This is a genomic window from Tropicibacter naphthalenivorans (assembly GCF_900176475.1).
Lineage (GTDB): Bacteria > Pseudomonadota > Alphaproteobacteria > Rhodobacterales > Rhodobacteraceae > Tropicibacter > Tropicibacter naphthalenivorans.
The window spans coordinates 1-26568 of record NZ_FWXX01000002.1; the positions used below are offsets into that span (position 1 = coordinate 1).

Below are 26568 nucleotides of genomic sequence, written 5' to 3' on the forward strand. Positions count from 1 at the left end.
TGCCTCTGTGAGCCAGAACAAATCGCTCATGATGCAGGTCTCCACGACGCCCCTGCATAACCTTGTCCCTCAAATCTTAATGAGGCCTGAGCCTAATGCCTCGGCCCGCATTTGTCGCCACTCAGAGGCGCTCTCTGGGCTTAGGTCGATGATCCGGCCAATGCGCTTCTGGCCTTGGCGTCGGCTTCAAGCTGTCTGATCTGGCCAATGCGCACGTCCCGCAGGCGGACGGCTTCTGCGTGGCTGGTCGTGTTCAGCCCGAGTTTGATTTCGTTGCCGAAGGATTTCTTGGTCCAAGAGTTCTGGGTTCCGACCAGCACAGGGGGCGTGACCATGCGAAGAGAGTATCCTCGGCCTCGGGGCTTGGTGAGATACTGCATGTCAGGCTCCGGCGAGCCCGAGGTGATCTGCGGCGGTTGAATGTGGTCCGTCCTGTACCACAGGATGGTGTGTGCCACCCTTGATTTAAACCCTACAAATCAATGACTTAGGGGGGTGGCGGAGAGACAGGGATTCGAACCCTGGGTCCCCGTGAAGGGACAACGGTTTTCGAGACCGCCCCGTTCGACCACTCCGGCACCTCTCCGCGGGGGTCTTGGTGAGCGGTCGTTTAGACAATCCCCAAACCGGGCGCAACAGGGAAAATCGAAAAAAGTCACATGGCCTCGCATTTTAACCCAAAGCCCAAGCCACAGGCAGAGCGGGTAGGGGGAGCACACTCGCTAGAATTGCAGGCAAAAACCGGCAAAGCCTTGCGCACCACTGCACGCAGCACCTTGTTGAGACACGCGCCCTGCACTAGCTTTCCCATAGCAAACAGGAGCTGGCATTATGCGCGCACAGGCGGTTCAACGTATCGGCATGACCCTCGGGGCAGCTTTGCTGGCTTGGCCTTTGCACGCGGCCCCCGCGGACGATCTGATCGACGCGCTGCGGCTGGACGATATGATCGCCACCATGCGCACCGAGGGGCTGGCCTACGGGGCCGAGCTGGGCGAAGACATGTTCCAGGGGGGCGATGCGGGCTGGCAGCGTCTTTTGGAAGACATCTATGACACCGACCGGATGGAAAGCCTGATCGAAGCGGAATTCACCGCCGCGCTCGGGGACACTGACCTGACGCCGCTAATTGACTTTTTCGAGTCGGACCAAGGGCAGGAAATCGTCGAGCTGGAGCTGGCCGCGCGCGAGGCCATGATCGACGACGAGGTCGAAGAGATGGCGCGCTCGACCTATCGTTTTGCCGACCCGGACGGGGGGCGCACCCGGCAGATCACCCGCTTTATCGAGGCGAACGACCTGCTGGACTCCAACGTGGCCGGGGCGATGAACGCCTCTTTCCGGTTCTACCTGGGGCTGGTGGACGGCGGCGGCTTTGAGATGAGCGAATCCGACATCATCCAGGACGTCTGGGCGCAAGAGCCAGAGACCCGCTCTGACACCCAAGAGTGGCTGTATGGCTTTCTCTTGATGGCCTATGATCCGCTCAGCGACCGCGAGCTGGACCAGTACATCGACCTGTCTGCAACGCCCGAAGGGATGGCGCTGAACCGCGCTTTGTTCACCGCATTCAACAAGATGTATGACGACATCTCTTATGCGCTGGGGCTGGCCGCCGCGCAGCAGATGCAGGGCCAGGACCTGTAAACGCCAAGGTTGTTGACAGGGCGCATGGCTTTGCCTATGTAGCGCGGACGAAAGACGGGGTCCCACAGGCCCCGCTTTTGTTTTTTGTTGAAACGAACGCCCCGTAACAGGGCGCGCCGTTCGAGGTAAGTGGCCCAAGCCACGCGAAACGCCCGGACCTGATCCGGGGACCAAAGAACGCGGGAATGAAAGGAACACGCGTATGTTCGCGGTGATGAAAACCGGCGGCAAGCAGTACAAAGTCCAGGCGGGGGATGTCCTTCGTGTGGAGAAGCTGGCAGCCGATGCGGGCGAGACCGTCCAATTCAACGATATTCTGATGATCGGTGGCGACAACACTGTTGTTGGTGCACCGCTCGTCGCAGGTGCGGCTGTTCAGGCCGAAGTGATCGACCAGATCAAAGGCGAAAAGACCATCAACTTCGTCAAGCGTCGTCGTAAGCACTCGTCGCAGCGCACCAAGGGCCACCGCCAGCAACTGACGCTGCTGCGCGTGACCGAGATCCTCGCCGACGGTGGCGACAAGTCCGGCGTCAAGGCCGCGACTGGCGCAGGGTCTGCCCCCAAGGCAGCCGCTCCCGCCGCAGCAAAGGCCGCTCCGGCAGCCGCAGCTGGTGACGATCTGACCACCATCACCGGTGTCGGCCCCGCCGCCGCCAAAAAGCTGAACGACGCAGGCATCACCACCTTTGCCCAGCTCGCAGCTGTTGACGCAGACACGTTCGAAGCCACCAAGGTCAAGCCTGAGTGGGTCGAGCAGGCCAAAACTCTGGCCTAAGTTCTAAGGAGAGACACTCATGGCACATAAAAAAGCAGGCGGTTCCTCCCGTAACGGTCGCGACTCTGCGGGTCGCCGTCTTGGTGTGAAACTGTACGGTGGCCAGGCGGCCATCCCGGGCAACATCATCGCACGTCAGCGCGGCACCAAATTCTGGCCGGGCGAAGGCGTTGGCATGGGCAAAGATCACACCATCTTTGCAACCGTCGAAGGCGCAGTCACCTTCCACAAGGGCCTCAAAGGCCGCACCTTTATTTCGGTTCTCCCGGTGGCGGAGGCCGCTGAGTAAGCCGACCTGAGGGTTTTGAAGAAAAACAGGGGATCGGCAGGACTGCCGGTCCCTTTTCTTTTGCGCGCTTGACCTTGCCGGGAATGGGGATTCGAGGGGGCTTGGCCATAAAAGCGCCGCGAAAGGGTGAAATACGTAACGAAACGCCTAATTGTTTCAGGCAGTTGCACAGGAGGAGCGTGCAGATGAGCCTCGATACCATGACCAGCCAGCCTTTGGTTGAAACCGACCGCTTTGACCTGCGGCCCTTGCGCCGTTCGGACATGGGGTTGATCGAACATTACGCCAGCGAAGAGCGCCTGGCGCGGATGACCGCGACGATCCCGCACCCGTTGCCGCCCACCGCGGCCGAGGCCTATGTGACCCGCGTCACCGCCCCGGACCGCGCCGAGGACGTCTGGGCGCTGGATGCCACCAAGGTCGGCGGAAGCGAGTTGATGGGGGTTGTGACCCTGACCCACGTCGATGACGGCCAGTCCGAGGTCAGCTATTGGATCGCGCCGGCGTTCTGGAACACGGGCCTTGCCTCTGACGCGGTGAACGCGCTGGTGGCGGCCAACCCGCTGAACTGCACCACGCTGTTCGCCTCGGTGTTTCAGGACAACCCGGCCTCGGCGCGCGTCCTGGTGCACGCGGGCTTTGAATACATTGGCGACGCCGAGACGTTCTCGGTGGCGCGAGGCACCAAGGTCCCAACCTGGACCTACCTTCGAAAACTGGGCTAGGCGTCTGCGTGGCCCGAGCCTTATGGCGGCGCCGGGCCGTGTCAGCGCTTGAGAGCGCGCCGAATCCCGGCTAAACCGCCCCCAACCAGTTAGAAAGCCGCCGCCATGAAATTCCTCGATCTCTGCAAGGTCTATGTCCGCTCCGGTTCGGGGGGGAATGGCTGCATTTCCTTCCGCCGTGAGAAATTCATCGAATACGGCGGGCCCGATGGCGGCGACGGCGGCAAGGGCGGTTCGGTCTGGGCCGAGGCGGTGGATGGGCTGAACACGCTCATCGACTTTCGCTATCAGCAGCATTGGTTTGCGCAGAACGGGCAGGGCGGCATGGGCCGCGCGCGCACCGGCAAGGATGGCGACGACATCATTCTGCGCGTGCCCGTGGGCACCGAGATCCTCGACGAGGATGAGGAAACCGTGGTCGCCGACCTGACCGAACTGGGCCAGCGCGTGCTGCTGGCTAAGGGTGGCAACGGCGGCTGGGGCAACCTGCACTTTAAAACCTCGACGAACCAGGCACCCCGCCGCGCCAACCCGGGCCAAGAGTGCATCGAGCGCACCCTGTGGTTGCGGCTCAAGCTGATCGCCGACGTGGGTCTGGTGGGTCTGCCGAACGCGGGCAAGTCGACCTTCCTTGCGGCGACGTCCAACGCGCGGCCCAAGATCGCCGATTACCCCTTTACCACGCTGCACCCCAACCTTGGGGTTGTGGGCGTCGACAACACCGAATTCGTCGTGGCCGACATTCCCGGCCTGATCGAAGGCGCACACGAAGGGCGCGGTTTGGGCGATATCTTCCTTGGGCATGTGGAGCGCTCGGCAGTGCTGTTGCACCTGATCGACGGCACGTCCGGCACCTTGATCGAGGATTACCAGACCATTTGCGACGAGCTTGACGCCTATGGCGAAGGGCTGTCGGAAAAGCCGCGTGTCACCGTTTTGAACAAGATCGACGCGCTGGATGACGAAGAGCGTGAATTCCTGCGCGATGAGCTGCACGCCGCCGGGGCGGAGGGCGTCATGCTGATGTCCGGTGCCTCCAAGGAAGGTGTGACCGAGGTGCTGCGCGCCCTGCGTCCGCACGTCGAGGCCCGCCGCGAAGCCGACCGTCCCCGCGATCCCGAGGACGAGGAGGAGGGCGGCGCGTGGCATCCCTGAACGAGGCGCAACGGGTCGTCGTCAAGATCGGCTCGGCGCTGTTGGTGGACCGCCAGACCGGCCTTCGGGCCGATTGGCTGGCGTCGATTGCACAGGATATCGCGGCGCTCAAGGCGCGCGGGGCGGATGTGGTCTTGGTCTCTTCGGGGTCCATCGCGCTGGGGCGCGGCATCCTGAAACTGCCCTACGCAGAGCTGCCGCTCGAGCAAAGCCAAGCCGCCGCCGCGGTGGGCCAGATCGGTCTTGCCCGCGCGTGGGAAGAGGCTTTGGCGCCGCATGGTTTGACCACGGCGCAGGTCTTGCTGACGCTCGAGGATACCTCGGATCGGCGGCGGTACCTGAACGCGCGGGCGACGCTTGAAACGCTGCTGGGGTTCGGCGCGGTGCCCATCGTCAACGAGAACGACACCGTGGCCACCGATGAGATCCGCTATGGCGACAACGACCGTCTCGCGGCGCAGATCGCGGTGACCATCGGGGCGGATACGCTGGTGCTGCTGTCGGATGTGGATGGGCTTTATACGGCCAACCCCAACACCGACCCGGACGCGCAACACTTTGATATCGTCGACAAGATCACCCCCGAGATCGAGGCGATGGCAGGTGAGGGCGTCTCTGGCCTGTCCAAGGGCGGGATGATCACCAAGCTTATGGCGGCCAAGACCGCGACCGCCTCGGGCTGTGCGATGGCGATCTGTCACGGGGCCGATTTGCACCCGCTGGACCGGCTGGCCAAGGGCGCGCGCGCCACGTGGTTTACCCCCGACATCAACCCGCACGCCGCCCGCAAACGCTGGATCGCGGCGATGAAGCCGCAAGGCGTGCTGACCATCGACGCAGGGGCGGCACGGGCGCTGGCGCAGGGGAAATCCTTGCTGCCTGCGGGGCTAAGCGCGGTGTCCGGCACCTTTGGCCGGGGCGAGCCTGTGACCCTGCGCGCCTTGGATGGGCGGCATCTGGGGCAGGGGTTGACCCGCTACACCCACGATGAAGCCACGGCGATCGCCGGGCGGCACAGCTCTGAAATCGAAGAGGTCCTCGGCTATCCCGGACGCGCCGTTGTGATCCACCATGATGATATGGCGCTTTGACCGGGCGACCATTTCGAGTACAACCCTGATCCTAACCTAACCAAAAGCGAGACACGCCATGAAGGATATGACCGACATTCCCGCCCTCATGCAGCAGATCGGCGCCCGTGCCAAGGCCGCCGCAGCCGAGCTCGCTTTTGCCCCAGCCGAGGTCAAGCAAAAGGCGCTTGAGGTGGCGGCCGATACCCTGTGGGCGCGCCGCGCCGAGGTGACCCTTGCCAATGCCAAGGATATGGACTTTGGCCGTGAAAAAGGTCTGTCGGACGCCATGATGGACCGTTTGATGCTGGACGATGCGCGCATCAAGGGCATCGCCGACAGCCTGCGGGCGGTGGCGGCGCAGGACGATCCGGTGGGGCAGGTGATGTCCGAATGGGATCGGCCCACGGGCCTGCATATCAAGCGCGTGCGCACGCCGCTTGGGGTGATCGGTGTGATCTACGAAAGCCGTCCCAACGTGACGGCGGACGCGGGCGCGCTGTGCCTCAAGGCTGGGAACGCGGTGATCCTGCGCGGCGGCTCCGAGAGTTTTCACTCGTCAGGCGCGATCCACGCCTGCCTCGTTGAGGGCCTGCGCGCCGCCGGTCTGCCCGAGGATGCCATCCAGCGCGTGCCGACCCGCGACCGTGCGGCGGTGCAGGAAATGCTGACCATGACGGACTATATCGACGTGATTGTCCCGCGGGGCGGCAAGGGCTTGGTGGGGCTGGTACAGCGTGAGGCGCGGGTGCCGGTCTTTGCCCATCTCGAGGGCATCGTGCACATCTATATCGACAAGGACGCCGATCCGGTCAAAGCACTGAGCGTGGTGATGAACGCGAAAACCCGCCGGACGGGGATTTGCGGTGCGGCGGAATGCTTGCTGATCCACCGCGATGTGGTGGACACGCTGGGGCAGGGGCTGATCAAGGCGCTGGTCGAGGCGGGCGTCGAAGTGCGCGGCGACGAGACCCTGTCGCAGATCGCCGGCACCGTTCAGGCGACCGAAGCCGATTGGGGCTGCGAATACCTTGACAGCATCATCGCCGCCAAGGTGGTCGACGATCTGGACGGCGCGATTGCCCATATCCGGCAGTACAGCTCGAGCCACACCGATTGCATCATCACCGAGGATGACGCCGCCGCCGACCGGTTCTTTAGCCGGGTGGACAGCGCCATTCTGATGCGCAACGCCTCGACCCAGTTTGCGGACGGGGGCGAGTTTGGCATGGGCGCCGAGATCGGCATCGCCACCGGCAAGATGCACGCGCGCGGCCCGGTGGGGGCCGAGCAGCTGACCAGCTTCAAGTACATCGTGGTCGGTGACGGGACGGTGCGCAGCTAAGCGTCAGGCAATCTTGATGGTGATCGTGCTGTCGTCACTGGTCACCATCACCTTATAGCCGCGCTCTTCGGCCAGCACGACAAGCAGGGCGAAATGCACCCGTTCTGGGCCGACGTCGTCCAGCGGCACAAGGCCATTGAGGTGATCCCACAGCGGCTGCACCATGTTCAGACGCGGGCCCGTCGCGGTGATCGACCAACCGGCCATATCGTGGTCAATGCGCACGGTGCCGCCTGCGGGCAGCGCGCTTTCGCAACACAGAAAGGTCAAAAAGGCCAGTTGCACGTCGTGGCGCGAGAATTCCCCCTGCGGCACCCAGTCGGCGCGCAGCCGCCCGCCTTGGGTTGTGGCGGTCAGGGTGGACACGATCTCGCGTTGACCTAGGGTCTGTTCTGACTTGGCGCTTCCAAAGGCGACGCGAAAGAACTGAATCCGGGCGGTCGCGCTGGTACAGCTTTCCTGGATCAGCGACATTTCGGGGGACTCAGGCTCTGATCCACCGGACAGAGCGATCAGTTCCAGCCCGTTTTGGATGGCCCCGATTGGGCTGATCAGGTCGTGGCAGAGGCGAGACCCCACAAGCGACGCGAGGTTGGCGCTGGACTGCGGCATGTAGTATGTTCCTCCGTGAAGGATGAAATGATGAACGAACTCAACTCTTTGCTCGAACCGGGGATGCTGGTGAAGCACCCGGATCAACCGGATTGGGGCATCGGACAGGTGCAGTCCAACATCGGTGGCCGCATCACCGTGAACTTCCGCGAGGAAGGAAAAGTGGTGATCGACGGCAACCGGGTCGCCTTGACCCCGGTCTTTGATGGTTAACCTAGTATATCAGAGGTTGAGATAAGGTTAACCAAAGTCGCGCCTTTCGTCGCGTTTTCGATGCTGTTGTCTTTGAGCGGTTGTCTGCTAAAACCCGCCGGGAACCGATGGCGGAGCCAAAAGATGACCGTACAAGGCCAGCATTTCGAGCTGCAACTGGCGCAGGGCGAGGCCGATATTCGCGCCGCGCAGCGTCTGCGCTACGAGGTTTTTGTGGATGAACTTGGCGGCGATGGCGCGCTGGTTGACCACGACGCGCGGCTGGAACGGGATCGGTTCGATCCCTTCGTGGACCACCTCTTGGTGCGCGATCCCATGCGGGATGGCATGGTTGTCGGCGTCTACCGCCTGATGCGCCAAGAGCAGGCAGAGGCCGCCGGGCAGTTCTATTCCGAGGATGAATACGACCTTGAACCGCTGCGGGCCTCGGGGCGTAAGCTATTGGAATTAGGGCGGTCTTGCCTGCACGCTGAGTATCGCGGCGGCGGGGCGATGTTCCGGCTGTGGCAGGGGCTGGGGCAGTATGTACTGGACCATGGGGTCGAGGTTCTGTTCGGCACGGCGTCGTTTCACGGCACCGATGTGGGTGCGCTGGCGGAGCCGTTGTCCTTCCTCCATCACCGCCACTTGGCGCCCGCCGACCTGCGGGTTCGGGCGCGCGATTTCCAGCCGATGGACCTGATCCCACAGGCCGATCTGGATCGCCGCGCCGCGATGCAGGCGATGCCAGCGCTGATCAAGGCGTACCTTCGTTTAGGCGGCTGCGTGGGCGAGGGCGCCTTTGTGGATAAGTCCTTTAACACAACTGACGTTTGTCTTGTCATGGACACCGCGCGGATGACCGAGGCGCAGAAATCCATGTACACCAAGGCGCGCGCATGAGCACCTGGGACGGGGGCACGCCTGCGCCGCAGATTCGCATCTCGGCCTTGGGCTGGCTGTGTATCGCCTATAGGTTGCCGCTGATCGGGCTGGTGAATTTCGGCGGGTTGCTGCTGTTGCTCAGCCTACGCCTGATCGAAAGGCCGCTGTTCGGGATGGATCGGCCGGTGACTCCGTGGATCACGCAAGCCGTTTGCCGTACCACGTTGCGGATCATGGGGCTGCGCCTGCGCGCCACGGGACCGCGTATGAAAGGCCCCGGCGCGGTGGTCGCCAACCATTCGTCCTGGCTGGATATTTTTGTCCTCAACAGCCGCAAGAACGTCTATTTTGTCGCCAAGCAAGAGGTGTCTGGCTGGGCCGGGATCGGCTGGCTGGCGCGCGCCACCGGCACCGTTTTCATCAAGCGCGACCGCCGCGAGGCCAAGGCCCAGACGCAGGTCTTCCAGGATCGTTTGCTGCACGGTCACCGCCTGTTGTTCTTCCCCGAGGGCACCTCGACCGACAACCAGCGCGTGTTGCCGTTCAAGACGACGCTCTTTGCGGCCTTTTTCGACGACGCCCTGCGCGAGCGCTTGCAAGTGCAGGCCGTTAGTGTCTCTTACCAAGCGCCTAAAGGCCGTGAGCCGTATTTTTACGGTTGGTGGGGCGGCATGGATTTCGCGCCCTACCTGCTGCATGTGCTGGGCCAGCCGTGTCAGGGCAGCGTGACGCTGACCTATCATCCGCCGGTGCGGGTGGCGGATTTCGCGGATCGCAAAGCGCTGGCCGCAACCCTCGAACAGCAAACGCGGGGCGGGTTCAGCCTCGCGCGTTAACGCCCTCAGACCATCGCGGCGCGCAGCGCTTTGAGCGTGGCCAGCGGGTCTTCGGTGTTCCAGATTTCCTCGCCGATGGCGAAAAAGTCGGTCACGGGGGCCAGATCGCGCACAAGCGCTTCGGTCAGGTTGCCCTCGGCGACGACCGGCACTTCGATCATCTCGGACCACCACTGGAACAGCTCCTTGTCCGCCAATTCGCCGCCGCCAAGCGCGCCGGACACCGGCCCGAAGGAAATATAATCCGCGCCGTTTTCGCCCGCGGTCATGCCGTCGTGACGCGACTGCGCGCAATAGGCGCCGACGATCGCATCCGCGCCCAGCTCTTTGCGGGCCGCGCGGACCGAGCGTGCGCCGTCCAGCAGATGCACCCCGTCAAGGCCCAGCCGCTGCGCCAGCACCACATGGGTGTCGATGACCAAGGCCACGTCCTGCTGATGCGCCACTTCGCGCACGGCATCGGCGGCGCGCATCAGGCGGTCTTCGTCGCGGGTGGCCAGCGACAGGCGCAGGCAGGCGATCTCGACCTCACCCATGACACGGGCAAGCTCTGCGGGAAACGTGCCGAGTTCAAACTCGGGCGGGGTCACGAGATAGATCTGGGGGGCGTCGTCCTGGGCCATCATTCGCTCCTGTGGGCTTGGCCGCGTCTCTTAACGTGGAATTTGCGGTTTGACCATAAGGATTTGCTGCAAAGGCGGGGTTTGCGGGCGGGCAGGGCTTGCGTGCACGCGGATGGCCCCTTAGGCAGGCGTCGCATTTTGACGGGGAAAAGACAGATGGCGACGGGCACTCCTCAACCGGCTTTTGTGCTGGTGCGACCGCAGATGGGCGAGAACATTGGCGCGGCAGCGCGGGCAATGTGGAACTTTGGGTTGGACCGGATGCGGCTGGTGGCCCCGCGCGACGGCTGGCCGAACCCGCGCGCCGTGGCGATGTCGTCGGGCGCGGGGCGTCTGCTGGACGAGGCGCAGCTGGCCGAGGATCTGCCCGGCGCGCTGTCCGATTGCACCTATGTGATGGCGACGACCGCGCGCTCACGTGATCTGACCAAGACGATTTTCACGCCGGAACAGGCGATGATCGAGGCCCGCGACCGCATAGCGCGCGGCGAAAAGGTGGCTGTGCTGTTCGGGCCGGAACGGGCGGGCCTTGAGAATGACGATATCAGCCGGGCGAATGCCATCATCTCGGTGCCGGTGAACCCGCAATTTGCCTCGCTCAACCTTGGGCAGTGCGTGCTGCTTTGCGCCTACGAATGGCAGCGCGCTGTGGGCAACGCCCCCGCGATCCAAGAGGAACTGGCCGGAACCGACTGGGCCAACGGCGAAGAGATCGAGCATCTGGCCAAGCACTACGAGGACCGGATGGAGGAGGCGGGCTTTTTCTTCCCCGAGCATAAGGTCGCCAGCATGAAGCTGAACCTGCGCAACATGTGGAGCCGGATGCCCCTGACGCGCGCCGATGTACAGATGTTGCACGGCATGATGCGTCAGATCGTGCGCTGGAAAGAGCGCGACAAGTAAAAAGCGGACCAGCTTTGGGGGCTGATCCGCTGGCGGCTGGGCCGATCCGGGAGGAGAAGACCGGCGCGCGCCGTCAGTAGCCGTAGCCGCTGTGGGGCTTTTTATAGACCGGCTTTTTGTGGGTTTTCTTGGGGGCCGGGGCATAGTGGCAGGACTGGTTGCTCAGATACTTGGCCGAAACCCAGTAATACCCATGGTTGTAGGCAACCTTGGCCCAGCCGTGGCTGTGTGCCACCACATGCACCGGGGTGCAGGGCTTGAAGGTGCCCAGGACGTGGTAATTGGTGCCGGGGCCAGAGCGGGCGTTCAGCGCCGAGGAGCCGACCCAGGCTTGGGTGGCAGAGGCGGCCGAAGCGGTCAGCGTGGCGGCGGCGAGGACGGCGGAAAGAAGGATCTTTTTCATCGGGATGGTCCTTGGAAATGCGTTGGGGTGGTGGGCCTTGACTTGTGCATCCAAGGTACGTCCCGACCCGCATTCGCATAAGTCCGGAAACCATTACTGAGGTTTTCCTTACCTTTGGGACGCGTGGTCGCATCCGCTTGAAGCGCCCGGTGCTGCGCACTACTGTCCCCACGAAATTCGGGAGAAGACGATGGCCGAGAAACGCAAACTCTTTGAAGAAGTGGGGCAAGACACCCCGGCGCGCACCGCCCCCGCAGGCGGCATGATCGACGCCAACAAACGCGGCGCGCGCGGGGCGATCCGGGCGTGGCTCATGGTGTTGTTCGCGCTGGTGATGGTGATGATCGCCGTGGGCGGTTTGACGCGGCTGACGGACTCTGGCCTGTCGATCACAGAGTGGAAGCCGATCACCGGCGCGATCCCCCCCATGTCCGCCGAGGCGTGGGACAGTGAGTTTGCCAAGTATAAGGAAATTCCTGAATACCAGTTGCAAAACAAGGGGATGAGCCTGTCCGAATTCAAATCCATCTACTGGTGGGAATGGGGTCACCGTCAGCTTGGGCGCGTGATCGGCCTTGTCTGGGCGGTCGGGTTCTTTGGCTTTTGGGCGGCAAAACGCATCCCCGCGGGCTGGACGGGCCGCCTGTTTGGCATCGGCGTCTTGGGCGGTCTGCAAGGGGCCGTGGGCTGGTGGATGGTGCATTCCGGCCTTGGCGGTCAGATGTTGGACGTGGCGTCCTATCGCCTTGCCACGCACCTTGGGCTGGCCTTTGTGATCCTTGGGTTTATCGCGTGGTTTGTCTTTAGCCTTGGGCGCGAGGAACGCGAGCTGATGCAGGCGCGCCGTCTGGCTGAAGTGAAACTTTTCAAGATGTCCACCGGGTTGTTGCACTTTGCTTTCTTGCAAATCCTGCTGGGCGCGCTGGTGGCGGGCATCGACGCGGGCCGCAGCTTTAACGATTGGCCGCTTATGGCCGGGGGCTTTTTCCCGCCGTATCCCTTCGATCTGGACCCGGTCTGGCGCAACTTCTTTGAGAACGCTGGGCTGGTGCAATTCATGCACCGGATGGCGGGCTATCTCTTGATGGCCTTTGGCATTGTGGTCTGGCTGCGTGGGCGGCGATCCGCGCAAAGCGACACGCGGTTCCGCTTTAACGCGGTGCTGGCGATGTTGATCATCCAGATGCTGCTCGGTATCGTTACGGTTGTGTACCTTGCCCCGTGGCAGGTCGCGATCCTGCACCAGATCGGCGCGGTTGTGCTGTGGGTGCTGATCCTGCGGGCGCGCTTTGCGGCGCGCTATCCCGTGCAACAATCTATCCGAGGGTAACCCATGAGTGCTTTTGAAGAGTTGATGGCCTTTCAGCGCGACACCGAGGCGCTGGCGGGCGTGGCCGGGCGTCTGGGCTGGGATCAGGAAACCATGATGCCGCGCGGCTCTGCCGATCAGCGCAGCGAAGAGCTGGCGGCGATGGAAGGCGTGCTGCACCAGCGCCGCAACAGCCCGCGCATTGGCGAGTGGCTGGCGGCGATTGATCACGATGCGCTGGACGCGGTCGGCAAGGCGCATCTGCGCCACATCCGCCGCAGCTTTGAGCGGGCGCAAAAGATCCCCGAGGCGCTGGCCTCGGCCCTTGCGCGCAAGACCAGCCAAAGCCACGTGATCTGGGCGCAGGCGCGCGCCGACGACGATTTCGCCGCCTTCGCGCCGACCTTGGCCGAGGTGATCGCCCTGCGCCAGGAAGAGGGCGCGGCGCTGGCGGATGGCGGCGATGTCTATGACGCGCTGATCGACGACTACGAACCGCAGGCCAAGGCGAGCGATCTGGCGGCGATGTTCGGCGCGCTGCGGCCGCGTCTGGTGGCGCTGCGCGAGGCGGTTCTCGCCCAGCCGGTGCCCGCTGGTCTCGAAGGACCCTTCGACGAAAGCGGCCAGATGAAGCTGGCGCGGGCCTGCGCCAAGGCCTTTGGCTATGACTTTAAACGGGGCCGGGTGGACAAGGCGGTGCATCCGTTCAGCTCTGGCAGCGGCGACGATGTGCGCATCACCACGCGGACCAACCCATTGGATCCGTTCAATTGTTTGTACTCGACCATCCATGAGGTCGGCCACGCCTGTTACGAGCAGAACATCGACGCCGCCTATCGGCTGACGCCGCTGGGGCAGGGTGTGTCCATGGGCGTGCACGAAAGCCAAAGCCGGATCTACGAGAACCAGCTGGGCCGTTCGCGCGCCTTTACCGGCTGGCTCTATGGCCAGATGCGTGACACCTTTGGCGACTTTGGCGTGGCCGATGAGGACGCGTTTTATGCCGCCGTGAACCGGGTGCACAACGGCTATATCCGCACCGAGTCGGATGAGTTGCAGTACAACCTGCATGTGCTGCTGCGCTTCGATCTGGAGCGCGCGTTGATCTCGGGCGATCTGGCGGTGAGCGATCTGGAATCGGCTTGGAACGATAGGTTCGAGGCGGATTTCGGCTTTGCCGTGGACAAGCCGTCGAATGGCGTTTTGCAGGATGTGCATTGGTCGGCGGGCCTGTTTGGCTATTTCCCGACCTATTCGCTGGGCAATGTCTATGCCGGGTGCCTGTATCAGGCGCTGCGTTCGGCGGTGCCGACCCTCGACGATCAACTGGCGCAGGGCGACACCTCGGGCGCGACCGCGTGGCTGCGGGACAACCTGCAAACCCACGGCGGGCTGTATACCCCGCGCGAGGTCATCGAACGCGCCTCTGGGGCTGCCCCGTCAGAGGCGCCTTTGCTGGACTACCTCGACGAAAAGTTCACCGGGCTCTACGGCCTGTAAGCGGACAAAGAAAAAGCAGGGGTTTCCCCTGCTTTTTGAGGTTCAGTATGCAAGCTCTTACGTGTGCAAGACACGCGAGACCTGTCTGTGCGGGCATCCCCTGATGTCCTTGAAAGTTGACTCTATAGTCCATCTTTGCGCGCCGCAACGCTGCCGTGGCGTATGGTGCGTGCTCTTTCGTATAGGGTTATAGCAGGGCCATCCGCTCGGCGCGTTCGGTATCGGGGAAGGGGCGGTACAGCCCGAAATCCGCCGCCAAAATCTGCTCGTGCACCGCGCGGTAGAGGGCGTCGATGGTATCGTCATGCCGGCCAAGCGTGCGAAAGGCTTGGTCAAGCTGGCTCATATCCTCGACCTCGATCTGCAACAGGAAATCGCGGTGGTGGCTGGAGGCAAGGTTCAGCTTGCGCCGATAGAGGTGCCAATCCTGTATGACTTTCAAGGACTTGAGGTGGTTTAGCCAATCCTCTGCCGCCTTGGCAAAGACCAGCGCCTTGGCGTCATTTTTCAGATCAATTGAACAGGTGTACAGGTTCATTGCTATTCTCCTCCGCGCTTGATCATTGCGCAGTCGCCTTTCCCGCCCCTTAATGCTTCTAATCCAACACAAAAAATGGCGACCCCGAAGGGCCGCCAGTACGGAGTCATCCATTGGGCAACGGATTACAGAGCGCCGCTCCAGCCGCGTTGCAGCAGGCTGTACCGTCCGCCGCCGCGCAACAAGAGCGGCAGGGCAATGACGGTGACGACGAAAAGAGAATGCGCGGTCTGCGCGGAAAACATGTGAACGCCGGGCACCAGAATCGCGAACCCGTAAAACAGCGCCAGCCCCAGCGCCGCGACCACGCGCGTGCGCAGGCCGAACAGCAACCAGATCGCGGTGATCCACAGCATGGCGCGCAGGATCAGGACGGACAGCGCCTCTAGCGGCGGCTGCACGGATCCGATGGGGAGCGCATTCGGGGAGAGGTAATGCTCGGATGCCGTGTATGCCAGCGCGCAGGCCAAGAGGATTCGAAGGGCGCATTGACGCCCGTCTTCAGAGGGTAACATTTTGATTTTCTGCTCGTTTTCTTCTTTTGTTACGATCAACGTCGTACAATTCGAAGATGTGCGCAACGCCGATTACCGCGACAGTGCAATTGCAGAAAACGTGTTAGCCCGCCTTCGTCCCTGCGCTATCGGAAAACTGCGCCTCTTCGAAAGCCTTCAGCACAAAGTCTACGGCGCGCCGAATGCTGGGGTCGCTGCGGCGGGATTCGTGGAAAAACAGCCAGAAATCCTTGATCTCGGGGGCCGCTTCGGGCGTGACAGGCTCTAGCTCGGGGTCAGCCATGCCCACCAGATCGGGCAAAGGCGCCGCGAGGTTCAGCGTCTTCATCAAGGTCTGAAGCGCGTGAAAGTTGTCGACCCGCAGACGCGGCGGGCATTTGAACTCGGCATAGGCCATCTGGATCAGGCTGTCGTCGTCCATCGACTCGGCCAAACCGGCCCAGGCGCCGCTGATGCTGCCCTTGGGGCGGAACAGGCGAAAGGACAGCTCGCCCGCCTTGCGCGTGACCACACGGCCTTGTTCGGGGCGGCGATACTGGATCACCAGATCATGATCGCCCAAGCCCTCTTTGTTGACGCGATCGGAAAACACCATGTTGATGCCGTCCAGCATTGCACCATCGCGCTGCAATCCGGGCGCAAGCACCGACCGCAATACGAAAGGCACGCTGCCCATCTTGATGACGACCGGTGCGCTGTCGGCGTCACTTTGCGCGTTCAGCGCCGATTGGATTTGTCCGTCAAAGCTTTGGGCGACGTGGATCAGCCCCTCGACCGCTTTGGAAGGTTTCCAGCCGTCGGTCGTTTTGATAAATGCGGGCTGCCCCAAGGTTTCGGAAAGCCGTTCAATGCGGCGGGATACGGTGGCGGTGTTTGTCCCCAAAACTTGCGCCGCCGCTTTCATTGTTCCGGTGCGGGCCAGCGCTACGAGAAAGCGCAGATCATCCCAATTATCCATGTAGTCTCTTCTTATTATATCCTTGCGGAATGGAAACGCATGACGCGGGATTTGGTTCCCGTATTCAGCACTGGCACTCGGCACATTTTTTGGCGGATTGAGTGAAGGTCCGCTTATTCGTTAGCTCGGTTTACCTTAATTTAGAGCACAAGGGCGAAACCATCAATCATGATGCTGTATCTGCGCTGCATCTAATACGGTCAGCGCAGGCGTTACATGCACGTTTACGCAGTAAAACGCAAAAGGCCCGGCGCGAACACCGGGCCTTTAGGCGTAGAACGGCGGGGATCAGCTGTCGTCGCTGGGCCCGGTTTCGGGGGCGTCGCCTGCGTCGGTGACGGCCTCTGCCTCTTCGGATTGCTCGGCGATCCATGCCACGGAGACGACGGTTTCCTCCTTCCCGGTGTTGAACACCTTGACGCCGCCGGCGCTGCGCGAGCGGAAGGAAATGCCATCCACCGGCACGCGGATCGACTGCCCGGTCGAGGTCGCCAGCATGATCTGATCGCCATTCTCGACGGGGAAAGAGGCCACGATGTCGCCGCCGCGCATGGATTTCTCCCACGCGGTGACGCCCTGGCCGCCGCGCCCGCGAACGGGGTAGTCATGCGACGAGGACAGCTTGCCCAGACCCTTGGCTGTGATCGTCAGGATCAGGTTCTCGGCGGCGGACATTTCCGCATAGCGTTCCTGCGGCAGCGGGGTGTCGGCGTTGCCCTCTTCCTCGGCGTCGTCCTCGGTCACGCCAGCCATCAGGCGGCGCATCTTGAGATAAGAGGCGCGCTCGTCAGACTCGGCGTCAAAGTGGCGGATCACCGACATGGACACGACCTCGTCGTCGCCGTTCAGCCGCACGCCGCGCACACCGGTCGAGGCGCGCGAGTTGAACACCCGCACATCCGTAACGGGGAAGCGGATCGCCCGGCCAGAGTTGGTCACCAGCATGACGTCGTCATCTTCGGAGCAGATGCGGGCGTTGATCAGACGCATCTCAGTTTGCCCTACCGCTTCGCTACTTGAGGGCGCGTCCTCGGTGTCGAACTTCATGGCGATCTTGCCGTTCGCCTTGACGTTGGTGAAGTCCGACAGACGGTTACGACGCACCGATCCCTTGTTGGTGGCAAAGACGATTTGCAGGTCGTCCCAGTCATCCTCGGGGCGGTCCACCGGCATGATCGCGGCAATCGACACGCCCGCCGGGATCGGCAGGATGTTGACGATCGCCTTGCCTTTGGAGGTGCGGCCACCCTGCGGCAGACGCCAGGTCTTGAGCTTGTAGGCCATCCCATCGGTGGTAAAGAACAGCAGCTGCGTGTGGGTGTTGGCCACGAACAGCGTGGTGACCACGTCGTCGTCCTTGGTGGCCATGCCCGACAGCCCCTTGCCGCCGCGTTTCTGCGCGCGGAAGTCGGCCAGCGCGGTGCGCTTGATATAGCCGGACTGGGTGACGGTGACGACCATGTCCTCTTGTTCGATGAGGTCCTCGTCGTCCATGTCGCCCGCCCAATCGACGATGGTGGTGCGGCGCGGCACGGCGAACTGGTCGCGCACTTCGCGCATCTCATCGCCGATGATGCCCATGATCCGGTCGCGCGAGGACAGGATTTCGAGGTAATCCTTGATCTTGGCGGCCAGCTCTTCGAGCTCGTCGGTGACCTCTTTGACGCCCAGCTGGGTCAGGCGCTGAAGCCGCAGTTCCAGGATCGCCCGCGCCTGGCTTTCGGACAGGTTATAGGTGCCGTCCTCGTTGGGCTTGTGGGTCGGATCGTCGATCAGCGCGATGAACGGCAGGATTTCCCCGGCGGGCCAGCGGCGTTCCATCAGCTTGGTGCGCGCTTCGGCGGCGTCGGCAGAGGCGCGGATCGTGGCAACCACCTCGTCGACATTGCTGACCGCCACGGCCAAACCGCACAGCAGGTGCGAGCGTTCGCGCGCCTTGCGCAGCAGATAGGCGGTGCGCCGCGCCACCACATCCTCGCGGAAGTCGATAAAGGCGGACAAAAACGCCCGCAGCGTCAGCTGTTCGGGGCGGCCGCCGTTCAGCGCCAGCATGTTGCAGCCAAAGGAGGTCTGCATCGGCGTAAAGCGGAAGAGCTGGTTCATCACCACCTCGGCGGTGGCGTCGCGTTTCAGCTCGACCACCACGCGCACGCCTTCGCGGTCGGATTCATCCTGAACGTGGGCGATGCCTTCGATCTTTTTGTCGCGCGCGGCCTCGGCGATGCGTTCGATCATCGTGGACTTGTTCACCTGATAGGGGATCTCGTCGATGACGATGGCCCAGCGGTCCTTGCGGATTTCCTCGACCCGGGTCTTGGCGCGGATGATGACGCTGCCGCGCCCCTCAAGATACGCCTTGCGCGCGCCAGAGCGGCCAAGGATCACGCCGCCCGTTGGGAAATCCGGGGCGGGGATGTATTCGATCAACTGCTCAGAGGACAGGTCGGGGTTGTCCATCAAGGCCAGCGTCGCGTCGATCACCTCGCCAAGGTTGTGCGGCGGGATGCGGGTCGCCATGCCGACCGCGATGCCTTCGGCGCCGTTGACCAGCACGTTGGGGTAGCGCGCGGGCAGAACCGTGGGCTCCTGCTCCTTGCCGTCATAGTTGTCCTGAAAGTCGACGGTTTCCTTGTCGATGTCGTTCAGCAGCGCAAGCGCGGTCTTGTCCAGACGGCTTTCGGTGTAGCGCATTGCCGCGGGCGGATCGCCATCCATCGAGCCAAAGTTGCCCTGACCGTCGATCAGCGGCAGCGACATGGAAAAGTCCTGCGCCATCCGCACCAGCGCGTCGTAAATCGCGCTGTCGCCGTGCGGGTGATAGTTCCCCATGACCTCGCCAACGGATTTGGCCGACTTGTGATAGCTCTTGTCCGGGGTGTAGCCGCCTTTGTGCATCGCATAAAGAATGCGCCGATGCACAGGTTTTAGGCCATCGCGCAAATCGGGAATCGCACGGCTGACGATCACGCTCATGGCGTAATCGAGGTAGCTCACCTTCATCTCGTTTTCGATAGAGATCGACGGGCCGCTGTACTGGGGCGTCTTTTTCTCTTCGTTTTCAGGGGTTTCGGGCGTGTCGTTCACGTTTTCGGCCTGTTCTTGTGGCTTCGATATATAGTTGGTGAGGTTATATCAGAGACCATATGCAGGGTGCAATGCCGCCCCTTTACGCGGATTTTTGGCAGCCACCGGGCGTGGGTGCTAACACACTGTTTTTATTGAAAACTAAAGGATTCCTTCGCAAGATTCCGGTATCAAGAAAATTGAGGGTCAAAAATGCAGGAAAGCGAAACGGAACTGATGCTGCGCGGCTATGGGCTGACCACGGCCGAGTTTTACTACCGGATGCCGGATTTTAAAAACGTGTTGAACACCTTCATCTGGCAAGAGTACGACATTGCGCCCGATCACCCCAAGCTGTTCGAGTTCATCGAATTCTGGCAGGACGAGATCGAAGGCCCGCTGCATTCGGTGCGCTTTACCCACCGCAAGATGATCTCGCCGGGGGAATGGCGCAACGTGGTGGGGGAATTTACCTACCATTGAAAACAAAAACATCGCCCCGCGTCCTGGGGGCGATGTCTATCAGCGCAAGTGCGCAAATTTACGGAATAATCCGGCTGTATTTCACGCCTTCCAGCGTTGCACCCAGTCGCAGGCCCGACTGGCCAAAGATCACCGCGATCACCGGCGCCAGCGAGGTTGTCGTCTCGGCGGCCAGCGTTTCCCCTTGCGACGGGGTCGCGTATTCGATGTTCGCGCCCGCCGCATAGCCGGGCGAGCGGCGGAAGGTTTGCAGCGCCGCTTCGGTCATGAAGAACAGCACGTGGCTGTACTGCTGCCCGCCGATCTGCAAGCCACCCGAGGCTTTGGCGATGGAGTAATAATCCACCGTCGCCCCGCCCACGCGCAGCGCGCCGCGCCCATAGCCGCCGCCAAGGCCAAGGCCGACCTCGGTCACCAGCGGCATGACCAACATGCCTACGGATTTTGCGGCCAGCTGCTGGGTCGCGGGGTAATCGCCGTAAAGCTGGCTGAGCGTCGCGTTCACGCGCGCGTCGATCGTCGCCGGCCCGCGGCTGCCAATGCCATTGCCGCAGCCCGCCATCAGGCCGGTCGCGCCCAACCCCAGGACCATCTCTCGTCTGGAAAAGCTCATGTCATCTGTCCCTTGCCGATGCCTCTGTCCGGCTTTTGTCGCCGGTTAACTATGACATCTTATAAGAGCGGCGGGGCGGCTTGTCATCCTTAACAGCCGCCCATCGGCAAGCTATCGCTATCCGTTCAGGATTTTCGACGCGGCGGGGGCGAAATAGGTCAAAATCCCGTCGCAGCCCGCCCGTTTGAAGGCGGTCAGGCTTTCCAGCATGACCTTTTCGCCGTCGACCCAGCCGCGCTCGGACGCGCCCGCCAGCATCGCGTATTCGCCCGACACTTGGTAGGCAAAGGTCGGCGCGCCGAACATATCCTTGGCGCGGCGGCAAATGTCCAAGTAGGGCATCCCCGGTTTGACCATCACCATGTCCGCGCCTTCGCGCAGGTCACGTTCGATCAGGCGCATGGCCTCGTCCGAGTTGCCCGGCTCCATCTGGTAGGTTTTTTTGTCGCCTTTCAGCGCGCCCGACGCGCCCACCGCATCGCGGAACGGGCCGTAAAAGGCGCTGGCGAACTTGGCGGCGTAGGACAGCAGCAGGACGTTTTCGTGCCCCTCAGCCTCCAAAGCCTGACGCAACGCACCGATCCGCCCGTCCATCATATCTGACGGGCCGATGATGTCCGCGCCCGCTTCGGCCTGCGACAGGGCTTGTTTCACAAGCGCCTCGACCGTGCGGTCATTGACGATCTTGCCATCCTCGACAAAGCCGTCATGGCCGTTGATGTTATAAGGGTCGAGCGCCACGTCGGTCATCACGGCGATCTCGGGCACCGCGTCTTTGATCGCGCGGGTGGCGCGGTTGGACAGGTTGTCCGGGTTCCACGCCTCGGCGCAATCTTCGGTTTTGAGCGACGGATCGGTGTAGGGAAACAGGCAAATCGACGGGATGCCAAGGCTGTAGGCTTCTTTGGCGGCCTCGACCACCTTGTCCACCGACAGACGGTTCACACCGGGCATCGAGGCGATGGGTTCGACCACACCCGTCCCGTCACGCACAAACACTGGCCAGATGAAATCGCCGGGTGTCAGCGTGGTTTCCTGCACCAGCTTGCGGATCGCGGGGGTGCTGCGCAGGCGGCGCAGGCGGGTGGCGGGAAAGGCGGCTTGGGTCGGGCGCATCGGCAACTCCTCGGGGTGGTTCGCGCCCAACAGATGCACGGGGCAGGGCGGCTTGTCCAGCCTGTCACCTGCGGCGCAAGCGCATCATATTGCCTCGGTCTCACGCAACCTCTGGGCATTTGCCCAGACCCGCGCTAGAACCCCTCGGACGGATTACAAGGACGCATTGCATGGATTGGTACGGCTCGGTTTTCGAAATGATCGACATGCGGTCGTTTTCGAACCTGTGGTTCTGGATTGTCCTTGCGGTGGTGTGGTCGTCCGCCAGCCATTGGGTGCTGGGGGTGCCGTTCGACATGGTCGCCCGCGCGAAACGCTCCAACGGCGGGCAAGCGGCCCAGGACCTGGAGGACCTCGTGCGCATCAACGCCAACCGCATCTGGTTCATCGTCGAGGAAACCGGGCTTTGGCTGGCCGCGCTGGTGTCGGGCTTTCACACCGGCATGGCGCTGCTGGGCTGGGTCTATGGCGTGGAATTCGCCCAGGCGGTGTTCCTGCTGGCCTTTCCCATGTCGCTGGTCGGCCTGCTGAGCATTGCCTCGGCCCGCCGTATCCTGAACGGCGAAGGGCAGGGCGAGGCGCTGTGGCGCCGCCTGCGCATCCACCGGACGATCTCGCAGTTCATCGGCACCATCTCGATCTTTATCACCGCCTTTTGGGGCATGGCGCAGAACCTCGTTGTTCAGGTTCCTTAACGCTCGTCCTTGACCCCTGTCCTTAATGCCTGTGCGGTTTTCACCCGCTTAATCACCGCTTGTGGTTGACCCGGACGCCGAGGCGCGCCAAATCACGACCCATGGCGTCAAATCAGATCATCATGGGCGGCGCGCCGGAAGGCTTCGACGCGACCCTCGTCCTGCAAGAACTCGACAAGGCCAATGGCCCGGTCATCCACGTGGCCCGCGACGACAAGCGGCTGGCGTCCATGCGCGACGCGCTGGCGTTCTTTGCGCCGGATGTGCCGGTGGTGACCTTCCCGGCGTGGGACTGTCTGCCCTATGACCGCGTCTCGCCCAATGCCGATATTTCCGCCGCGCGGATGGCGTGTTTGGCCGGTTTGGTCCACGGGATGCCGGGGCGCTATGTCCTGCTGACGACCCTGGCGGCGGCGATGCAGCGGGTGCCTGCGCGCGACGTGCTGCGCGAGGCGGCGTTCAGCGCACGGGTCGGCAGCCGCGTCGACGAGGAAGCCCTGCGCAAGTTCCTTGTCCGCATGGGCTTTTCCATGGCCCCCACGGTGACCGAGCCGGGCGACTACGCCATCCGGGGCGGCATCATCGACATCTATCCACCGGGCGAAGGCGGCCCGGTGCGGCTGGATTTCTTTGGCGATACTCTGGACGGCGCGCGGCGCTTTGACCCCGTCAGCCAGCGCACCACCGAAAAGCTCGAGGTGGTGGAGCTTGCCCCCGTGTCCGAGGTGATCCTCGACGACGCCGCCATCACGCGCTTTCGCCAGAACTACCGGATTGAATTCGGCGCGGCGGGCACGGACGATCCGCTGTACGAAGCGGTCAGCGCGGGCCGCAAGCACCAAGGGATCGAGCATTGGCTGCCCTTTTTCCACGACCATCTAGAGACGCTGTTCGACTATCTGCCGGACGCGCCGGTGATGATGGATGACCAGATGACCGCCGCGCGGCTGTCACGCTGGGACAGCATCGAGGACCAGTTCGAGACCCGCAAACACGCGATGTCTCAGAAGAAAACCATGGGCAGCACGGTCTACAAGCCGATCCCGCCGGGGCTGCTGTACCTGAACGACGGCGACTGGACGCAGGCTGTGGGCGACCGGCGCTCTGTCCTGTTCCACCCCTTGCCGCAGGCCACTGGCCGCGGCGTGGTGGACGCAGGCGGGCGCATCGGGCGCAACTTCTCGCCCGAGCGGCAGCAGGAAAGCGTGAGCCTGTTCGGCGCGCTGGCGTCCCACGTCAAAGCCAAGATGCAAGACGGCCCGGTGGTCATCGCCTCTTACTCCGAAGGGGCGCGCGAGCGCTTGACCGGCCTGATCGAGGACGAAGGCCTTGCCGCCGCGATCCCCATCGGCAACGGCACCCGCATCGGCAAGACCGGGCTGCATCTGGCGGTCTGGTCTTTGGAAGCGGGGTTCGAAGCGCCGTGGGAGGCCCCGGCCTCAAGTAGCGGAGCGGTAGGCCAACAAAAACTCACGGTCATTTCTGAACAAGACGTTCTGGGCGACCGCCTCATCCGCTCGCCGCGCAAACGTCGCAAGGCCGAGAACTTCCTGACCGAACATCAAAGCCTGACGCCCGGCGATCTGGTGGTCCACGTCGATCACGGCATTGGCCGCTACATGGGGATGGAGGTCATCACCGCCGCCGGGGCCGCGCACGAATGCCTGCTGCTGGAATACGCCGAGGCCGCCAAGCTGTATCTTCCGGTTGAGAACATCGAACTGCTCTCGAAATACGGCCACGAAGAGGGCTTGCTCGATAAACTCGGCGGGGGCGCATGGCAGGCGAAAAAGGCCCGTCTCAAGGAACGCATCCGCGAGATGGCCGACAAGCTGATCCGCATCGCCGCTGAACGTGCGCTGCGCAAGGCGCCGGTGATGGACCCGCCGGTGGGGGCCTACGAAAGCTTTGCCGCGCGCTTTCCCTACAGCGAGACCGACGACCAGCTGAGCGCCATTAATGACGTGATGGACGACATGCACTCGGGCCAGCCGATGGACCGGCTGATTTGCGGCGACGTGGGCTTTGGCAAAACAGAGGTCGCCATGCGCGCCGCCTTTGTCGCGGCCATGTCCGGCGTGCAGGTGGCGGTGATCGCGCCGACCACGCTGCTGGCCCGTCAGCACTATAAATCCTTTGCCGAACGCTTCCGGGGCTTCCCGCTGAACGTGGTGCCCATGTCGCGCTTTGTCTCGAGCAAAGAGATGAGCAAACACCGCGAGGGGCTGGCGAACGGCACCGTCGATATCGTTGTGGGCACCCACGCGGTCTTGGCGAAAAACCTGCGGTTCCAGAACCTTGGCCTGCTGATCATCGACGAGGAACAGCACTTTGGCGTGCAGCACAAGGAGCGGCTAAAGCAGTTGCGCAGCGACATCCACGTGCTGACCCTGACCGCAACGCCGATCCCGCGCACGCTGCAACTGTCGCTGACCGGGGTGCGCGATCTGTCGATCATCGGCACGCCGCCGGTGGACCGTCTGGCGATCCGCACCTATGTGTCCGAGTTCGACCCGGTCACCATCCGCGAAGCCTTGCTGCGCGAACATTACCGCGGCGGGCAGTCGTTTTACGTGGTGCCGCGCATCTCTGACCTGCCCGAGGTCGAAGAGTTCCTGCGCGAGCAACTGCCTGAGCTGACTTACGTTGTCGCCCACGGCCAGATGGCGGCGGGCGAGCTCGATGACCGCATGAACGCCTTTTACGACGGCAAATACGACGTGCTGGTGGCGACGACCATTGTCGAATCCGGCCTCGACATCCCCACCGCCAACACCATGGTGGTGCACCGCGCCGATATGTTTGGCCTCAGCCAGCTGTACCAGATACGTGGCCGCGTCGGCCGGTCGAAAACCCGCGCCTACGCCTATCTGACCACCAAACCGCGCGCCAAACTGACCACCACAGCCGAGAAACGCCTGCGCGTGCTCGCCAGCCTCGACAGCCTCGGCGCGGGCTTTAGCCTGGCGTCGCAGGATCTGGACATTCGCGGGGCAGGTAACCTCCTGGGCGAGGAACAGTCAGGCCAGATGCGCGATGTGGGCTATGAGCTGTACCAATCCATGCTCGAAGAGGCGATCACCAAGATCCGCTCGGGCCAGATGGAAGGTCTGACCGACGACGACGGCCAATGGGCACCGCAGATCAACCTCGGCGTGCCGGTCCTCATCCCCGAAGACTACGTGCCCGATCTCGATGTGCGTCTGGGCCTCTATCGCCGGTTGTCGTCCCTGTCGACCAAGGTGGAACTCGAAGGCTTCGCCGCCGAGCTGATCGACCGCTTTGGCAAACTCCCGCGTGAGGTGAACACCCTGCTCTTGGTGGTGCGGATCAAGGCCATGTGCAAACGCGCCGGGATCGCGAAGCTCGACGGCGGGCCAAAGGGCGCGACGGTGCAGTTCCACAACGACAAATTCGCCAAACCCGAAGGGCTGGTGGACTACATCAAACGCCAGGGCGAGCACGCCAAGATCAAGGACAACAAGATCGTCGTGCGCCGCGACTGGAAAAGCGACAAGGACAAGATCCAAGGCGCCTTTGCCATCGCCCGCGATCTGGCCGAGGCCGCAGGCACCGTCAAACGCAAAAAAGCCTGAGGCCGATCTGCCTCAGGTTGCCTGTTGCGCAGCGCCTTCGGGTTGACCTTGGCGCGCGGCTGCGGCCTCATGCCCGCAAAAGACGAGGTGAAAAATGGCGAGCATCAACCGAATAGTCATGGCCAAGGCCTGCCGCACCCTCGTGCGCCAGTTGGAACCCGAAACGCTGGATGTGGCGGAAATTTCTGGGAAATTCGGCGCGAACTTTAGCTTTCGCAGCTACGACCAATATTGGTTCCCCGAATACGACATCTGCAAAGCGCCTCTGATCGACGCAAACGGCAGCCAGAAACTCTACGATCTGATCATCGCCGATCAGGTCTGGGAACACCTCGACCGCCCGTACCTCGCCACGCAACATATCCGCCAATCGCTGCGCCCCGGCGGCTATTTCCTCGTGGCCGTGCCATTCTTCGTCCCGCTCCACGCCGCTCCGCACGACTGCACCCGCTGGTCGGCGCGCGGCCTCAAGAACTTCCTCATCGAATGCGGCTTTGCCGAGGAAAACATCCTGTCCGAACAATGGGGCAACCGCTGGGCCGGGGTGCGCAATGTGGTGGGCCCGTTTCCGCCGGTCTACCAACCCGAAACCGACAAGCTCGAAAACGAAGACGATTTCCCCATCACCACTTGGGCTCTCGCGCAAAAAGAGCAGCTCTAAATCACAAAAGCCCCAGCCAAACTTCGGCCAGGGCTTCTTCTCTTTGCAAATATCCCGG

General features: G+C 62.8%; 27 protein-coding genes and 1 tRNA gene. 17 read left to right on the forward strand and 11 right to left on the reverse strand.

The genetic code is table 11. The features are described from left to right. Positions 1 to 140: 140 nt before the first annotated feature. Positions 141 to 380, reverse strand: coding sequence for a hypothetical protein (locus B9A11_RS04345; RefSeq protein WP_143595797.1), 240 nt, complete (start codon positions 378 to 380; stop codon positions 141 to 143). A 116-nt stretch (positions 381 to 496) separates the two neighbouring features. Then, a tRNA-Ser gene (locus B9A11_RS04350) sits at positions 497 to 586 on the reverse strand. A gap of 245 nt (positions 587 to 831) precedes the next feature. Here B9A11_RS04350 and B9A11_RS04355 point away from each other — a divergent pair. The 7 genes from B9A11_RS04355 to B9A11_RS04385 all read left to right on the forward strand — a co-directional run bounded on the left by B9A11_RS04355 (position 832) and on the right by B9A11_RS04385 (position 7009). Beyond that, positions 832 to 1647, forward strand: coding sequence for a DUF2059 domain-containing protein (locus tag B9A11_RS04355; RefSeq protein ID WP_058247094.1), 816 nt, complete (start codon positions 832 to 834; stop codon positions 1645 to 1647). A 202-nt stretch (positions 1648 to 1849) separates the two neighbouring features. Beyond that, positions 1850 to 2425, forward strand: a complete 576-nt coding sequence (locus B9A11_RS04360) for a 50S ribosomal protein L21 (RefSeq protein WP_058247093.1) — start codon at positions 1850 to 1852, stop codon at positions 2423 to 2425. Positions 2426 to 2444: 19 nt separating this feature from the next. Next, positions 2445 to 2714, forward strand: coding sequence for a 50S ribosomal protein L27 (gene rpmA / locus B9A11_RS04365; RefSeq protein WP_058247092.1), 270 nt, complete (start codon positions 2445 to 2447; stop codon positions 2712 to 2714). A gap of 185 nt (positions 2715 to 2899) precedes the next feature. Further along, positions 2900 to 3439: a GNAT family N-acetyltransferase gene (locus B9A11_RS04370; RefSeq protein ID WP_058247091.1), complete on the forward strand. Its 540-nt coding sequence runs from the start codon at positions 2900 to 2902 to the stop codon at positions 3437 to 3439. Between the two features lie 105 nt (positions 3440 to 3544). Then, a complete protein-coding gene (gene obgE, locus B9A11_RS04375) occupies positions 3545 to 4594 on the forward strand; it encodes a GTPase ObgE (RefSeq protein WP_058247090.1) in 1050 nt (349 codons plus the stop codon). Next, the gene (gene proB / locus B9A11_RS04380; RefSeq protein ID WP_058247089.1) at positions 4582 to 5685 is read left to right on the forward strand and encodes a glutamate 5-kinase; all 1104 of its coding nucleotides are present in this window, start codon (positions 4582 to 4584) and stop codon (positions 5683 to 5685) included. The genes obgE and proB overlap by 13 nt, the downstream gene beginning before the upstream one ends. Positions 5686 to 5743: 58 nt before the next feature. Further along, complete coding sequence (locus tag B9A11_RS04385; protein ID WP_058247088.1) at positions 5744 to 7009, forward strand: glutamate-5-semialdehyde dehydrogenase; 1266 nt, start codon at positions 5744 to 5746, stop codon at positions 7007 to 7009. 3 nt (positions 7010 to 7012) lie between these two features. Here the strand turns inward: B9A11_RS04385 and B9A11_RS04390 are convergent, their stop codons facing one another. Beyond that, on the reverse strand, positions 7013 to 7621 hold the full coding sequence (locus B9A11_RS04390) for a histidine phosphotransferase family protein (RefSeq protein WP_058247087.1): 609 nt from the start codon (positions 7619 to 7621) through the stop codon (positions 7013 to 7015). Positions 7622 to 7651: 30 nt separating this feature from the next. Here B9A11_RS04390 and B9A11_RS04395 point away from each other — a divergent pair, with 30 nt between their 5' ends. From B9A11_RS04395 to olsA, 3 genes are all read left to right on the forward strand, one after another. Next, complete coding sequence (locus tag B9A11_RS04395; RefSeq protein ID WP_058247086.1) at positions 7652 to 7834, forward strand: DUF3553 domain-containing protein; 183 nt, start codon at positions 7652 to 7654, stop codon at positions 7832 to 7834. 123 nt (positions 7835 to 7957) lie between these two features. Next, entirely contained in the window at positions 7958 to 8716 is a 759-nt protein-coding gene (gene olsB / locus B9A11_RS04400; RefSeq protein ID WP_058247085.1) for an L-ornithine N(alpha)-acyltransferase, read from the forward strand. Beyond that, positions 8713 to 9534, forward strand: coding sequence for a lyso-ornithine lipid O-acyltransferase (gene olsA / locus B9A11_RS04405; protein WP_058247084.1), 822 nt, complete (start codon positions 8713 to 8715; stop codon positions 9532 to 9534). The genes olsB and olsA overlap by 4 nt, the downstream gene beginning before the upstream one ends. 5 nt (positions 9535 to 9539) lie before the next feature. Here the strand turns inward: olsA and B9A11_RS04410 are convergent, their stop codons facing one another. Beyond that, positions 9540 to 10157 (reverse strand): thiamine phosphate synthase, encoded by a 618-nt coding sequence (locus B9A11_RS04410; protein WP_058247149.1) that lies wholly within the window; start codon positions 10155 to 10157, stop codon positions 9540 to 9542. 156 nt (positions 10158 to 10313) lie between these two features. On the opposite strand from B9A11_RS04410, the gene B9A11_RS04415 reads away from it, so the two are divergent. Next, a complete protein-coding gene (locus tag B9A11_RS04415) occupies positions 10314 to 11060 on the forward strand; it encodes an RNA methyltransferase (RefSeq protein ID WP_058247083.1) in 747 nt (248 codons plus the stop codon). Positions 11061 to 11133: 73 nt separating this feature from the next. Here the strand turns inward: B9A11_RS04415 and B9A11_RS04420 are convergent, their stop codons facing one another. Next, complete coding sequence (locus tag B9A11_RS04420; RefSeq protein WP_058247082.1) at positions 11134 to 11463, reverse strand: SH3 domain-containing protein; 330 nt, start codon at positions 11461 to 11463, stop codon at positions 11134 to 11136. Positions 11464 to 11653: 190 nt separating this feature from the next. On the opposite strand from B9A11_RS04420, the gene ctaA reads away from it, so the two are divergent. Then, complete coding sequence (gene ctaA / locus B9A11_RS04425; protein ID WP_058247081.1) at positions 11654 to 12793, forward strand: heme A synthase; 1140 nt, start codon at positions 11654 to 11656, stop codon at positions 12791 to 12793. Between the two features lie 3 nt (positions 12794 to 12796). After that, positions 12797 to 14272, forward strand: a complete 1476-nt coding sequence (locus B9A11_RS04430) for a carboxypeptidase M32 (protein ID WP_058247080.1) — start codon at positions 12797 to 12799, stop codon at positions 14270 to 14272. A 187-nt stretch (positions 14273 to 14459) separates the two neighbouring features. On the opposite strand, the gene B9A11_RS04435 is transcribed toward B9A11_RS04430, so the two are convergent. From B9A11_RS04435 to gyrA, 4 genes are all read right to left on the reverse strand, one after another. Then, positions 14460 to 14810, reverse strand: coding sequence for a DUF6614 family protein (locus tag B9A11_RS04435; protein WP_058247079.1), 351 nt, complete (start codon positions 14808 to 14810; stop codon positions 14460 to 14462). 125 nt (positions 14811 to 14935) lie between these two features. After that, positions 14936 to 15325 (reverse strand): hypothetical protein, encoded by a 390-nt coding sequence (locus B9A11_RS04440; protein WP_084662778.1) that lies wholly within the window; start codon positions 15323 to 15325, stop codon positions 14936 to 14938. 103 nt (positions 15326 to 15428) lie between these two features. Beyond that, on the reverse strand, positions 15429 to 16283 hold the full coding sequence (locus B9A11_RS04445) for a LysR family transcriptional regulator (protein ID WP_058247077.1): 855 nt from the start codon (positions 16281 to 16283) through the stop codon (positions 15429 to 15431). 288 nt (positions 16284 to 16571) lie between these two features. Further along, entirely contained in the window at positions 16572 to 19367 is a 2796-nt protein-coding gene (gyrA, locus tag B9A11_RS04450; protein WP_058247076.1) for a DNA gyrase subunit A, read from the reverse strand. A gap of 192 nt (positions 19368 to 19559) precedes the next feature. On the opposite strand from gyrA, the gene B9A11_RS04455 reads away from it, so the two are divergent. After that, entirely contained in the window at positions 19560 to 19829 is a 270-nt protein-coding gene (locus B9A11_RS04455) for an usg protein (protein ID WP_058247075.1), read from the forward strand. A 58-nt stretch (positions 19830 to 19887) separates the two neighbouring features. Here the strand turns inward: B9A11_RS04455 and B9A11_RS04460 are convergent, their stop codons facing one another. Together B9A11_RS04460 and hemB are read right to left on the reverse strand one after the other, a co-directional pair. Further along, positions 19888 to 20442, reverse strand: coding sequence for a lipid-binding SYLF domain-containing protein (locus tag B9A11_RS04460; protein ID WP_058247074.1), 555 nt, complete (start codon positions 20440 to 20442; stop codon positions 19888 to 19890). A 117-nt stretch (positions 20443 to 20559) separates the two neighbouring features. Then, on the reverse strand, positions 20560 to 21558 hold the full coding sequence (gene hemB / locus B9A11_RS04465) for a porphobilinogen synthase (RefSeq protein WP_058247148.1): 999 nt from the start codon (positions 21556 to 21558) through the stop codon (positions 20560 to 20562). Positions 21559 to 21728: 170 nt separating this feature from the next. Here hemB and B9A11_RS04470 point away from each other — a divergent pair, with 170 nt between their 5' ends. From B9A11_RS04470 to B9A11_RS04480, 3 genes are all read left to right on the forward strand, one after another. Continuing rightward, the gene (locus tag B9A11_RS04470) at positions 21729 to 22253 is read left to right on the forward strand and encodes a hypothetical protein (protein ID WP_058247073.1); all 525 of its coding nucleotides are present in this window, start codon (positions 21729 to 21731) and stop codon (positions 22251 to 22253) included. 101 nt (positions 22254 to 22354) lie between these two features. Then, positions 22355 to 25849 (forward strand): transcription-repair coupling factor, encoded by a 3495-nt coding sequence (gene mfd / locus B9A11_RS04475; RefSeq protein WP_058247072.1) that lies wholly within the window; start codon positions 22355 to 22357, stop codon positions 25847 to 25849. A 94-nt stretch (positions 25850 to 25943) separates the two neighbouring features. Next, a complete protein-coding gene (locus B9A11_RS04480) occupies positions 25944 to 26510 on the forward strand; it encodes a methyltransferase domain-containing protein (RefSeq protein WP_058247071.1) in 567 nt (188 codons plus the stop codon). Positions 26511 to 26568: the final 58 nt, after the last annotated feature.

Excerpts from the sequence above, each read along its gene's own strand:
- B9A11_RS04345 (WP_143595797.1), bottom strand. The coding sequence starts at position 380 with ATGCAGTATCTCACCAAGCCCCGAGGCCGAGGATACTCTCTTCGCATG.
- B9A11_RS04355 (WP_058247094.1), top strand. The coding sequence starts at position 832 with ATGCGCGCACAGGCGGTTCAACGTATCGGCATGACCCTCGGGGCAGCT.
- B9A11_RS04360 (WP_058247093.1), top strand. The coding sequence starts at position 1,850 with ATGTTCGCGGTGATGAAAACCGGCGGCAAGCAGTACAAAGTCCAGGCG.
- rpmA (WP_058247092.1), top strand. The coding sequence starts at position 2,445 with ATGGCACATAAAAAAGCAGGCGGTTCCTCCCGTAACGGTCGCGACTCT.
- B9A11_RS04370 (WP_058247091.1), top strand. The coding sequence starts at position 2,900 with ATGAGCCTCGATACCATGACCAGCCAGCCTTTGGTTGAAACCGACCGC.
- obgE (WP_058247090.1), top strand. The coding sequence starts at position 3,545 with ATGAAATTCCTCGATCTCTGCAAGGTCTATGTCCGCTCCGGTTCGGGG.
- B9A11_RS04385 (WP_058247088.1), top strand. The coding sequence starts at position 5,744 with ATGAAGGATATGACCGACATTCCCGCCCTCATGCAGCAGATCGGCGCC.
- B9A11_RS04390 (WP_058247087.1), bottom strand. The coding sequence starts at position 7,621 with ATGCCGCAGTCCAGCGCCAACCTCGCGTCGCTTGTGGGGTCTCGCCTC.
- B9A11_RS04395 (WP_058247086.1), top strand. The coding sequence starts at position 7,652 with ATGAACGAACTCAACTCTTTGCTCGAACCGGGGATGCTGGTGAAGCAC.
- olsB (WP_058247085.1), top strand. The coding sequence starts at position 7,958 with ATGACCGTACAAGGCCAGCATTTCGAGCTGCAACTGGCGCAGGGCGAG.
- olsA (WP_058247084.1), top strand. The coding sequence starts at position 8,713 with ATGAGCACCTGGGACGGGGGCACGCCTGCGCCGCAGATTCGCATCTCG.
- B9A11_RS04410 (WP_058247149.1), bottom strand. The coding sequence starts at position 10,157 with ATGGCCCAGGACGACGCCCCCCAGATCTATCTCGTGACCCCGCCCGAG.
- B9A11_RS04415 (WP_058247083.1), top strand. The coding sequence starts at position 10,314 with ATGGCGACGGGCACTCCTCAACCGGCTTTTGTGCTGGTGCGACCGCAG.
- B9A11_RS04420 (WP_058247082.1), bottom strand. The coding sequence starts at position 11,463 with ATGAAAAAGATCCTTCTTTCCGCCGTCCTCGCCGCCGCCACGCTGACC.
- ctaA (WP_058247081.1), top strand. The coding sequence starts at position 11,654 with ATGGCCGAGAAACGCAAACTCTTTGAAGAAGTGGGGCAAGACACCCCG.
- B9A11_RS04430 (WP_058247080.1), top strand. The coding sequence starts at position 12,797 with ATGAGTGCTTTTGAAGAGTTGATGGCCTTTCAGCGCGACACCGAGGCG.
- B9A11_RS04435 (WP_058247079.1), bottom strand. The coding sequence starts at position 14,810 with ATGAACCTGTACACCTGTTCAATTGATCTGAAAAATGACGCCAAGGCG.
- B9A11_RS04440 (WP_084662778.1), bottom strand. The coding sequence starts at position 15,325 with ATGTTACCCTCTGAAGACGGGCGTCAATGCGCCCTTCGAATCCTCTTG.
- B9A11_RS04445 (WP_058247077.1), bottom strand. The coding sequence starts at position 16,283 with ATGGATAATTGGGATGATCTGCGCTTTCTCGTAGCGCTGGCCCGCACC.
- B9A11_RS04455 (WP_058247075.1), top strand. The coding sequence starts at position 19,560 with ATGCAGGAAAGCGAAACGGAACTGATGCTGCGCGGCTATGGGCTGACC.
- B9A11_RS04460 (WP_058247074.1), bottom strand. The coding sequence starts at position 20,442 with ATGAGCTTTTCCAGACGAGAGATGGTCCTGGGGTTGGGCGCGACCGGC.
- hemB (WP_058247148.1), bottom strand. The coding sequence starts at position 21,558 with ATGCGCCCGACCCAAGCCGCCTTTCCCGCCACCCGCCTGCGCCGCCTG.
- B9A11_RS04470 (WP_058247073.1), top strand. The coding sequence starts at position 21,729 with ATGGATTGGTACGGCTCGGTTTTCGAAATGATCGACATGCGGTCGTTT.
- mfd (WP_058247072.1), top strand. The coding sequence starts at position 22,355 with ATGGCGTCAAATCAGATCATCATGGGCGGCGCGCCGGAAGGCTTCGAC.
- B9A11_RS04480 (WP_058247071.1), top strand. The coding sequence starts at position 25,944 with ATGGCGAGCATCAACCGAATAGTCATGGCCAAGGCCTGCCGCACCCTC.